Origin of the sequence: Chloroflexus sp. MS-G, assembly GCF_000735195.1 — a bacterium.
Classification (GTDB): domain Bacteria; phylum Chloroflexota; class Chloroflexia; order Chloroflexales; family Chloroflexaceae; genus Chloroflexus.
In genome coordinates this window covers 20,875-31,797 of record NZ_JPIM01000053.1, presented here as the reverse complement: position 1 = coordinate 31,797, position 10,923 = coordinate 20,875, and the positions used below count along the sequence as shown (strand labels likewise).

The following is a 10,923-nucleotide window of genomic DNA, read 5'->3' as shown; positions in this document are numbered from 1 at the left end:
CTACGACCGTATGCTGGCGTTCTTTGAAGGTGAGAATCGTCAGGAGGGCCTTCAATGAGCATTACGCTGATCCGTGATATTTCTGACACCAGCAGCTATTGGGGTGCTTCATGGGTCTTTGGCTGCTTCCCCGATGTCCATATCGTTTGTGATGCTCCAATCGGCTGCTACAATCTGCTGGGAATGGCGGTGACCGATTACACCGATGCGCTACCGCACATGGCCAACCTGACGCCGACCTCCATCCGTGAAGAGGATGTGATCAACGGCACGGCAAAGGCCCTGATCCGTACTATCGACGATTTGCGCACGATGGGCATGTTAGAAGGCAAACATTTACTGGTCATCTCGACCGCCGAAAGCGAGATGATTAGCGCCGATCACGCCCAACTCGTTGCTCAGATCGACCCCAATGCCCGCTTTTTCTGGAGCCAATCGCTCGAACAGGATGAATGGATCGGTCGTGAGCGAGCATTACGCTTTGCCTGGGAACAATACGGCAAGCCCCATGTCGATCCGCACACTCAACCACGACCGCGCACCGTGAACATTATCGGGCCGACGCTTGGCTGCTTCAATGCTCCCAGTGATCTCTACGAACTTAAACGGTTGATAACCGGCATTGGCGCCGAGATTAATCTCGTTTATCCCTACGAAGCCAGCATCGCGACGACGCCCAAACTGGCGGAAGCAGCCGTCAATGTCGTGATGTATCGCGAATTTGGTCGTGGTCTGGCCGAAGACCTGGGCCGTCCATACCTCTTCGCGCCGTTCGGTGTGTTTGGCACAACTGCTTTCTTGCGTGAATTGGGCCAACTCCTTGCCATCGACCCGAATCAGGTTGAGTCTTTTATCGAACGCGAGAAGCGCACTACCCTACAGCCAGTCTGGGATCTGTGGCGCGGCCCACAGAGCGACTGGTTCGCAACGGTTGACTGTGCCATTGTCGCAGCCCGCAGTTATGCCGACGGTTTGCGTAGCTTTCTCGGCGATGAACTGGGCATGAAGATTGCCTGGGTATCAGGTCGACCACGACTCGAAGATGAACCGGATAATATCGAGATCCGAAAACGCCTGCACGCCAGAGCACCGGCCTTCGTGTTCGGCAGTATCAACGAGAAGATTTATCTGGCAGAGGCAAATGCGCGCGGAACACACTTCATTCCGGCAACCTTCCCTGGACCGGTTGTACGACGCACAACCGGTACGCCATTTATGGGTTATGCCGGTGCCGCTAACATTATGCAAGAGCTGGTAAATCGCTTTTACGAGACGGTCATTAACTTTCTGCCGGTGGAGCCGGTTAACGCCGGAGGCGGTACCCCGCCAAAACCAACCACTGCCGAGACGATGCCCTGGACGAAAGAAGCAACCGACCGCTTAAACGCAGCCCTAGATGCGGTACCTTACCTTGCCCGTATCAGCGCCAGCCGTACTCTGCGTGCAGCAGCCGAGCAGGTCGCAAAGGCCCGTGGCCTCAACGAAGTTACCCGCGAAATTGTCGAAGCCGCGATTGCTCAGCATAGCGCAACCTGAGATACTGCATTGTCGGGGTGGGTAGCAGAGACGTGTCTGAAAAAATTCGGCAAGGGGAGGGGGAGGCAACGATCAAGCGTTCTGCCTCCCCGACAAAATTTACGAATGAGACGGTTCCCCTCGTGCGAGATCGTGTTTGGGCAACAATGCGTATCATCCAGGTCATTCAGCAATCGTAAGTCGTAGGGGTAAGGCGGCGCCTTACCCCTTTATGTAGTGCCGCCAGCATCCGCATCGATGACACGAACACCGCTGAAAATCCCTCAAGATACTGAAATCAGCCAGGAACGTGGTCATAGTAGCAATTGCTCAGCATAGCGCAGCATGATATGCTGAACTGTAGAAACGGCGGAGCACGGCCCGCCCTGCCCGCGCTACCTCTGTACGTCAGGCAGGGACAAGTTTCCACCTACACTGGCAGTTGGCCGTGCAGCTATAAACCGCTCTGCGCAACACAGTGCGTACAGCAAGCTAGAAAAACACAATTATTTATTGGAGTCAAACGTTATGCACGTGTTAGTTACCAACGATGATGGGATTGATAGTCCGGGACTATGGACGCTCGCGAAAGCCATGCGTGCTGCCGGAGCACACGTCAGCGTTGTTGCTCCGGCGGAAGAACAGAGCGCAATGAGTATGGCACTCCCACCACAGATCAACCGTGAATTGCGGGCTATCATCCCACCTGCCGAACTAGAAGGCATTCTAGCCTTTGCCCATAACGGATCACCGGTCGGGTGCGTGACGATTGCAATGTTGAGCGGTCTATTACCGCCAATTGATGCGGTGGTTTCCGGTATCAATCGAGGACTGAACGGGGGCAGTAACGTGATGCTAAGCGGTACCGTCGGGGCAGCGATGATTGGCGCCTTATGGGGTTTACCGGCAATGGCTGTCTCTTTACAATACCTGGGGCCGGCGCCAATGCCGTGGGCAACCGCAGCTTATGCAGCGGAACGGCTCTTTCCGTTGCTCGAACAGATTCGCGGGCAGGGGCCACTGGTTCTTAACGTCAATGTTCCCCATGTCGCTTCCCCAACCGAGTTGCGCGGATTTCGCCAAACCCGACTCTCGGAGTTTTTCTTCGGTCACTATCTTGATCTTGAACTCAACCCCACCGGTCCTGCTGAACGGGCACAAATCACATTTCGGTTTGTCCGTGAACGCATCCCCGACTTCGCCATCGATACCGACGACGGCGCCGTGCGGGCCGGTTATGTCTCGGTTACTCCATTACGACCATTCATCGATCATAGCCCAATCACACTCAATTTGCCCGAGCTGCACTGATAAGGTTTGTTGACCACTGCGACACAACGACAGGTTGGAGCAAGGTAGCGCCTCGCTCCAACCGGGCAATACCCTCGCCCATCAGTCGGAACAAGACAGTGTCTTAGTGCCTATCCGAATAATCATCTCACGATGCAACTGATCCATCCCGATGGACGGATGCAGCGGCGCCGCGCCCCGACCAATCTTCTTCTGCGACAGGATATTTCGAATAGGGACTTAATCCCTGACGCCACATTGATAGGGGTGGGTTAGGAACCTGCACTCTGAAGTGTTCCTCTCCGCTAATCTGTACTTCTCATCACAATTCAAGAAAGCAACAAATAGTGTATGATAGGGGCGATAATAAGCCGTAAACCACTTGAGCGGCTTCGCTGATCGTGCTATATTGTGCACAAGATTTGACATTTAGAGAAATAGTAGTGTTGCTCCATCGGGTTAAGGGTGAAGGTATTTGAACAAGCAACGAGTATCACAGCAAAATCATCACCTGCATTATCGTCAAGTAGATGTGAGCAACGCTCTAGAAATGCTTGCAACGTGAAAACACCGCTAACGATTGTAGGTCATCTATCGCCTGACCTCGACTGCCTGACCGCCATCTGGATATTAATGCGGTTTGGCCCAGCCAAAGATGCTGATTTACAATTCGTGCCTGCCGGGCGTACCTGGCAGGATCAGCCGGTAGATTCCGATCCGCGGGTGATTCATGTTGATACGGGTGGTGGTCGTTTCGATCACCACCATACGCCTGATCCAACGCTCAGCGCTGCCGAGCTGGTGCGACGGGTTGTTGCCCCCGACGATGAAGCGCTTCGGCGTCTGGTCGATCAGGTCACACGGATCGACCACGCTGAGTACCGACCGGGGCACGTCTTCTTTAATATTACTGACCTTATTGCCGGGTACAATGCTCTCTATCCCAATCGGCCCCATCACGTTGCCCAGGCGATGCTGGCGAATCTCGATGCCTGGTATGAACACGAAGTTCGGCAATTACGCTTTGAGCAAGCGTTCCAGAACCGGCTTGAGTTTGAAACGCCGTGGGGATTGGGGATCGCGGTACACACTACCGATGGTGGCTCTTCGCGACTCGCATTCAATTATGGGGCCGTGCTCTTCGCCTACCGTGATCGTCGCGGCTATATGGGAGTCACTGCCCAGCGTCGCTCGAACGTCGATCTGGCGCCAGTGTATGAAACCCTTCGCCAGTGCGATAGTCAGGCCGACTGGTACCTGCACCCCAGCCATCGCCTGCTGCTGTGCGGCACACCAAAATCGCCGCCGCGTCATGCGTCGCGACTTTCGCTCGAGGAGTTGGTTGAGATTATTCGCCGTCGTTGAGCAAGCTAGCGGGAGAACATTTCAACTCACCAAAATATGATGCTCATCTCTCCACGAGCGAAGTGCATTCCCCACGTCATCTCTATCCTTCCCCTCAACCTCCCTTGGTAGGAGTAAAGGAGGTTGAGGGAGGGTGAGGGATACTCCCCTTCCTCTCTTGCTGGGAAAAGAAAGGGCTAGGGGCAGATGAGGGGGTCAACATTCAACTATGAATCATAGCAACCAACAACGGTATGCTATAATATATCGAGAGGTGTTCAATACATCGATATTAGGAAACTCCGTGCGCGACTTTACTGCGTTTGATGACATTTTCAGCCGTCCTCGTAACGACAATGTCGAACTGTTGAAGGCATGGGCAGGTACAACACTTGCCTTCGCTATTATGCAGACCGGCGCGGCGAATCTGCTTAGTAGCCAGTTTGTGATTAACCTGGTCATTGCAGCAGTGGTTGCCGGGATCGGTTTCGTTCTCCACGAGCTGGCCCATCGGATCGTGGCCCGTGGTTATGGTGCTCAGGCCCATTTTATTGCCAATGATCGCTGGCTCATCCTCTCGATCTTGATCAGCTTCCTCGGTATCTTCATCGCTGCACCAGGTGCAGTCTGGCATCGCGGCCTGTTAACAGTGCGCCAGAGTGGTCTCATTGCTCTGGCCGGACCGGTAACCAATTTGGTGCTAGCAATAGTGTTTCTCTTGCTGTTCATCCCTATCTTTTTGTTACGTCCACCATTCACCGATCTTCTCATCACCATTTGTTATGTCGGGTTCCGCTTCAACGCCTGGATTGGCCTGTTCAATATGATACCTGCCGGCCCATTTGATGGCGCAAAGGTGCTGGCTTGGGATTGGCGGATATTTGCCGTTACTGTGGCCGTTGGGGTAGGGCTGACCTTTTTGATCAGTGATAGGGTGCTGTTCGACGTTTTACGGACGATTCTGCGGGTATTTTAAGAAGAGGATACAATGCGTACTCCGCTGATTGCCGGAAATTGGAAGATGTACAAAACGGTTGGTGAAGCAACCCTCCTCGTTCGTGAATTACTGGCTGGCCTTGGTGAGCTAACTGATCGCGAGGCAATTGTTTGTCCACCATTTACTGCTCTGGCCGCCGTAGCACCGCTATTAGCCGACACCCCGCTGGGATTAGGGGCGCAGAATCTCTACCCTGAAACCCAGGGCGCTTTTACCGGCGAAATCTCGCCGCCGATGCTGGTTGATATTGGTTGTCGCTACGTCATTGTTGGTCACAGCGAACGTCGCCAGTACTTCGGCGAGAGTGACGCATTCGTAAACCGTAAACTGCGCGCTGCCCTCGCTCATGGGCTGCAACCAATCGTATGTGTGGGTGAGAGCAAGCCGCAGCGTGATGCCGGTCAGGCAGAGCCAATTGTGACCGCACAGGTTCGGGCAGCACTGGTTGATGTGACGCCAGAGCAAATGCTTAACGTGGTGATTGCCTATGAGCCGATCTGGGCCATTGGCACCGGCGATACCGCTACTCCTGCCGATGCTCAGGCGATGCATGCCGCGATTCGAGCGACATTGCACGACTTATACGGGGCAGCAATTGCGTCGGCAGTACGTATTCAATATGGTGGCAGTGTCAAACCGGATAATATCGATGAATTGATGGCACAGCCCGACATTGATGGCGCGCTCGTTGGTGGCGCTTCATTGCAGGCAGCCAGTTTTCTCCGTATTATTCACTATCGATAGATGGAATCTGAACGTAGTCGTACACAACAGGTAAGCAGGCGACGGTACCGTAACCGTCGTCATTTGTGTTTGCGCCTTGCCACTCCTCATCTACCCTCTCTTCTACACAACTCAAGGTATCCATACATCACATTGCCCACCGATCATGCCAACATACAATGGGCAATGCCTGCGGCTGGTGGCACGCCTGAGAAAACCTATGCAAGAACTCTTGATCATTATCGCGCTGGCTCTGGCTAACGGTCTGTTTGCCGCTACCGAGCTGGCAATGGTTTCAGCACGACGTGGTCGTCTCGAACAACGCGCTGAAGAAGGTCATCGCGGAGCGGCAATTGCCCTGCAACTGCAAGAAGACCCTGATCGCTTTCTGGCGGCAGTGCAGATCGGGATCACTTTGATCGGAACACTTAATGGTGTCTTTGCCGGAGCAACGCTTGCCATTCAGATTACGCCCTGGATTGCGCGTAATGAATGGCTGGCGCCTTATGCTGTGCAACTGGCCCAACTTCTGGTTGTGTTACTGGTAACCTATCTGTCGCTAGTATTAGGTGAATTGGTTCCAAAACGGATTGCACTGCAAAGCGCAGAAGCGATTGCCACGTTGATGGCGCGTCCTATGTTGTTGCTTGCCCATATCAGCACGCCAGTTATCGCATTACTGAGCGCTTCAACCCGTTTGGTGCTGATGCTGTTAGGGCGGGCGAATGTTGCTGAAGACCGGGTGACTGAAGAGGATATTCGGGCACTGGTGCGTGAAGGAACGGAAACGGGCGAAGTTGAATTGCAAGAGCAGCAGTTTATCGAGCGAGTCTTTCGCTTCAGTGATCGGGCAGTGCGGCATATCATGACACCGCGCCACGAAGTGGAAATGGTTGCCGCCAACCGTACCCTCGGCGAGGTCATCGATGAATTGCTCGCCAGTGGTTACTCGCGCTTTCCGGTGTACGAAGAGACCCCCGATCAGATCGTAGGCATTCTCCACGTGCGCGATTTACTTCTGCTCTATCGGAAGAAAGGTGAACACGCACTGGTGCGCGAAGCTGTGTCACCTCCGCTATACGTTCCTGAAAATAGTCGAGCCTCGGCATTGCTGACCACCTTTCGGCGCAGTCGGCGTCACATGGCGCTCGTCGTGGGTGAATTGGGGGGGATTGAAGGCATTGTGACATTAGAAGATGTCTTGGAAGAAATTGTTGGCGAAATTGATGATGAATACGATGATGCAACCCCTCCGCCGATTGTACGGCGTGAAGATGGCTCTTACCTGGTCGAAGGTTCCTTGCCGATAGATGAGGTTCGTACCCTGCTCGAAGTTGATGAATTGCCCGACGAAGAGACCTACCGCTACGAGACATTGGCCGGTCTGGTGATCAGTTTGATCGGCCAGATTCCGCAAGCGGGGGATGTGACTCATTGGGGCGGATGGCGCTTTGAGGTGGTCGATATGGATGGCTTACGAGTCGACAAGGTGTTGATTTCACGGGAGCCGGAAACAGGGTGAGGAGCGAGGCGAGCGCAGAGAGAAGAAGTGCAAGCAGAAGATAGGGGGTTGCCAACATGTCCGCCGCGCATAAGGATGCGTGTAACTTCCCGTTCCGACGGTTGGCTGCGCCAATCTCCTGTGGCGCCGATGATACCCGTTAGCGCATTGTAGCGATGAGTTTCACCCCCGATCCCCCTGCAAGGAGGATCGGGGGATGATGGACGAGCCGCCCGTACTCACGGCGATCTGAAGAATGAGGTACTACCCCTATTGCGCCCAGAGTGGCCAGCGATCCTGCGCCGTGTTTTGGGTGACTTGCTGGACAACCACACCATCGCTGACATTGAGAATGTATATCTCAAAGTCACCATCGCGGTCACTGGCAAACGCGAGTTGCCGACCATCTGGCGACCAGGTTGGCGCCTCGTCAACCCCCGGATGATTGGTCAGACGACGCACATTGCTGCCATCGGCGTTCATCACGTAAATCTCCCAATTCCCGTCCCGATCACTGGCAAAGGCAATCGTCTTCCCATCGGGTGACACGCGGGCAAACCGGTCGTTGACCGTGTTATTGCTCAGATTACGAATGCTACGTAGTTCAGTGTAGGCAAAAAGATCATCAATGTGGTAGAACTGTATGTCAGCCCGATAAATCTGGAAGTTACCGGTACAGTTGGTGACCCAGAAGAGGTTCCGGCCATCTGCCGACCACGATGGGGTTTCAACATTGCATGGTCGATCATAGTTCGTAATTGGACTCGCGTAGCCCCGTAGCGGGACATTCAGGCGGCGCAGATAGAGCTGCGGAATACCCTGGCGCTCAGAGACAAACACCATCAGGTTGCCATCGGGTGAGACGACCGCATTATACTCGCTGCCCGGAGTTGTCGCGAAGTCATTCTCTGGTGGTGGGAAGGCCCCATCGTTATTGCTGTAGCTGATACGGATCACAGTAGCGCCACTTGCCCTCTCGCCTGCATCAACAGCCACGTTATTGAGCAGATAAATCTGGCGGTACTGCGGACTATTCCGTCGTGAATCCACGACCAGAAAATGCTGCGTCGGTTCCCAGCTTCGCTGCCACGAGAAAGCGACAGTTTCACCGTTGTTGAACGTCAAACGTTGACCACCACCGTTAAACGTCGCCCGGTATAGTTCCCAATGACTACCGGTATCGATATTCGAGGCATAGATCAATGGGGTCGCCAGATCAGGTGCAACCCACGGCGCACCCAAATGGGGATACCGCCACTGGAAGTAATGTTGACCAACGTTTCCCATCTCGACCTGATAGCCGGGCGGATTATCCGGCGTGTAGGTCAACACCCGTCGCTCAAAGAGTTGCACCAGGACATCGCGCTCAGTGTCGCCAACAACTGCCCGCACCCAGTAGGGATCGGTGATTGGATAACCCATCGCAAACAGCCAATCCACAATCGGCGCCGTAACCACCCGCCCATTTTCGACCACCCGACCACGCGCATTCATAAAATCCCAGAAGACTCGCGGAATGTTGTGACCGGTCACGCTATTGTACTGCACAATCGTTGTTTCAGGACGCGCCAGATCGTCGCGGATACCCATATTCCCACCCCGCGCAATTGTGGTATTGACACGCTGATTGAGGCGCGATGGATCACGGTAACCGTTATCGATGGTCGCAATACCGACAAAGTCACGATAACCGGGAGCGATGGTATTGGCAACCCGCGGATTACCGGCCACCGGAACATCAGAACCATCACGACTCAGAACGTCGAAGGGATAATCGCTAATCTGCATGCGACCACTGATCAACTCCTTGACCAGCAGACCGTTGGTGACGGTACCGTCACTTGGATTGTTAATCTCCATCCGCGCCTTGTCAAAATATTGAACGGTACGTATCGAGTTAGGGCTTTCCCGGTAAAATTCGCCGTAGTCAAACCACGGCCCTGGCCCCCAATACCAGGTGCGTCCACCGCGAACAGCCTCACTGTCGGTACGGCTCCAGACTGTCGCAAAGCGTGGATCGGCAAAACTGGTGCGACCAGAGAAGGGAGCGGCAACCAGTGGTGTGACACCACTGAACAGCAAGGCTCCGATCAGGGCAATCACACTCCAAATCACTCTTGGCCGGTACATAGACGCCTCCTTGTGTTAGTGTTGTTATATACCCTGTAGACGACATTATAATCGGCAAAGTTCCTGTATCCATCTGATAATAGCATTAAAATTTTATAAAAACAAGGTGATATGCAATAGATAAATCTTTCACTTTGTAGAAATATCTTGTGAAAATTTATACAAACCTTAAAAATATAAAATTATTAAAAACGGTTAAAAATTTTGCAACCAACCAAACCACCCTACAAAAATAGTAAACCGTTACGTGTAAAGAATATTTTATTTTCGTGGAGAATATATCGCTATCATGTCGCGAGGTTACTACGTGCGGTTAGTGAATTATAGATATTTAGATTGAGCATGAATATGTTGTGCAATCATCGCCACTCTGTCGTTCTCACTCATAAGTGAAGCCTTCTCAGGGGCGATAGATGGAGTTTCCCGAAAACCCATACCCGTTACCACATTGGAAGCAATGGGTTCCCAACTTGCCCTGAGATCTCCGTGTGGATGAGGAAGAGATGCTGGGGGAAGGGGGGAACGATGAGGGGGCTCCAGCATCGACAGAGCACCTATCAACGCTGATCGTGCTCAGGGACGCAGACCCTGCTGGCGGAGATGCTCATCCACCCAAGCTGCATCTTCAGGCGACAACTTGATTTCAGGATGTTCATGATAATCTATCAGATCGTCATACGCCCCATACTCATAGCAGCGCTCAAAGACCGCCTGTAGGTCTAACACCACATCCGGATCGGGCGCTTGCAGCGGAATGGCAATCCGTGGGAGCCGTTGACGCATGGTGCACATATACACTTCAAACTGTTCCCGATTGGTAGCCCGACTGACACACACGATGGAGTGCCAGGGCTGGTACGGGGTGAGATAGAGAGCTGGAACGGCAACCGTATGCACCCCCTGACGCAACAGATCGATCTCGACCAAATGAACGTCGCTGGCAAGCACTTCTTCTTGCTTTCGCCGATAGATATCGTGCGTGTCACCAGGCGTTTTGTTGGCCGGGCTAAGCACTTCGATCACCGTCACCACTCGCCCACCCTGGGTAAGATCAAGAATTTCAATGAATGGCTCACGCACCGGGTCTGCCGGCGCAACGATCATGACCGGCCGGTCAGCAGTCAGAACTGAACGGTGGCTGGTCTTGGGTGGGGTGCTAACCGGCTGTCGGCGGGTAACAGTCACATCAGGATAGATAGGACGTTGTGGCGGAATGACGTATAGCCGCTCGCCAATCCGAGCGTGATAGCGTGGCCGCAGGTGTGCTTGCAGAGCATCTCTACTGTATGTAATCAGGCTCTGGTGCACGTCCGGCCAGAGGGAGTGCTGCTCGAGATACGGATCCATTCCAGGGAAAGGGCTAGGCATACCGGCTTCTCCTTGCGCTGCTACTGGTGGCGTTGAAAGTAATGATACCACACTG

Annotated in this window: 8 protein-coding genes; 6 read left to right on the top strand and 2 right to left on the bottom strand. The window is 53.6% G+C overall.

The window, feature by feature from the left end; translation table 11 throughout:
• Positions 1-54: 54 nt before the first annotated feature.
• The 6 genes from bchZ (at position 55) to JE47_RS0111080 (ending at position 7,391) form a co-directional block, all read left to right on the top strand.
• Entirely contained in the window at positions 55-1,536 is a 1,482-nt protein-coding gene (gene bchZ, locus JE47_RS0111105) for a chlorophyllide a reductase subunit Z (protein ID WP_031459827.1), read from the top strand.
• A 507-nt stretch (positions 1,537-2,043) separates the two neighbouring features.
• A complete protein-coding gene (gene surE / locus JE47_RS0111100) occupies positions 2,044-2,826 on the top strand; it encodes a 5'/3'-nucleotidase SurE (RefSeq protein ID WP_031459826.1) in 783 nt (260 codons plus the stop codon).
• A 540-nt stretch (positions 2,827-3,366) separates the two neighbouring features.
• The gene (locus JE47_RS0111095) at positions 3,367-4,170 is read left to right on the top strand and encodes a hypothetical protein (protein ID WP_031459825.1); all 804 of its coding nucleotides are present in this window, start codon (positions 3,367-3,369) and stop codon (positions 4,168-4,170) included.
• A 283-nt stretch (positions 4,171-4,453) separates the two neighbouring features.
• Complete coding sequence (locus tag JE47_RS0111090; protein ID WP_051871136.1) at positions 4,454-5,125, top strand: peptidase M50; 672 nt, start codon at positions 4,454-4,456, stop codon at positions 5,123-5,125.
• A gap of 12 nt (positions 5,126-5,137) precedes the next feature.
• Positions 5,138-5,890, top strand: a complete 753-nt coding sequence (tpiA, locus tag JE47_RS0111085; protein ID WP_031459823.1) for a triose-phosphate isomerase — start codon at positions 5,138-5,140, stop codon at positions 5,888-5,890.
• 199 nt (positions 5,891-6,089) lie between these two features.
• Positions 6,090-7,391, top strand: a complete 1,302-nt coding sequence (locus JE47_RS0111080; protein ID WP_031459822.1) for a hemolysin family protein — start codon at positions 6,090-6,092, stop codon at positions 7,389-7,391.
• Positions 7,392-7,640: 249 nt separating this feature from the next.
• Here the strand turns inward: JE47_RS0111080 and JE47_RS0111075 are convergent, their stop codons facing one another.
• Together JE47_RS0111075 and JE47_RS0111070 are read right to left on the bottom strand one after the other, a co-directional pair.
• Positions 7,641-9,500, bottom strand: coding sequence for a PD40 domain-containing protein (locus JE47_RS0111075; RefSeq protein WP_031459821.1), 1,860 nt, complete (start codon positions 9,498-9,500; stop codon positions 7,641-7,643).
• Between the two features lie 573 nt (positions 9,501-10,073).
• Entirely contained in the window at positions 10,074-10,868 is a 795-nt protein-coding gene (locus tag JE47_RS0111070; RefSeq protein WP_031459820.1) for a DUF4058 family protein, read from the bottom strand.
• Between the last annotated feature and the right edge of the window lie 55 nt (positions 10,869-10,923).

Bases quoted from the DNA above. Each gene is read 5' to 3' on its own strand.
- bchZ (WP_031459827.1), top strand. From the start codon at position 55: ATGAGCATTACGCTGATCCGTGATATTTCTGACACCAGCAGCTATTGG.
- surE (WP_031459826.1), top strand. From the start codon at position 2,044: ATGCACGTGTTAGTTACCAACGATGATGGGATTGATAGTCCGGGACTA.
- tpiA (WP_031459823.1), top strand. From the start codon at position 5,138: ATGCGTACTCCGCTGATTGCCGGAAATTGGAAGATGTACAAAACGGTT.
- JE47_RS0111080 (WP_031459822.1), top strand. From the start codon at position 6,090: ATGCAAGAACTCTTGATCATTATCGCGCTGGCTCTGGCTAACGGTCTG.
- JE47_RS0111075 (WP_031459821.1), bottom strand. From the start codon at position 9,500: ATGTACCGGCCAAGAGTGATTTGGAGTGTGATTGCCCTGATCGGAGCC.
- JE47_RS0111070 (WP_031459820.1), bottom strand. From the start codon at position 10,868: ATGCCTAGCCCTTTCCCTGGAATGGATCCGTATCTCGAGCAGCACTCC.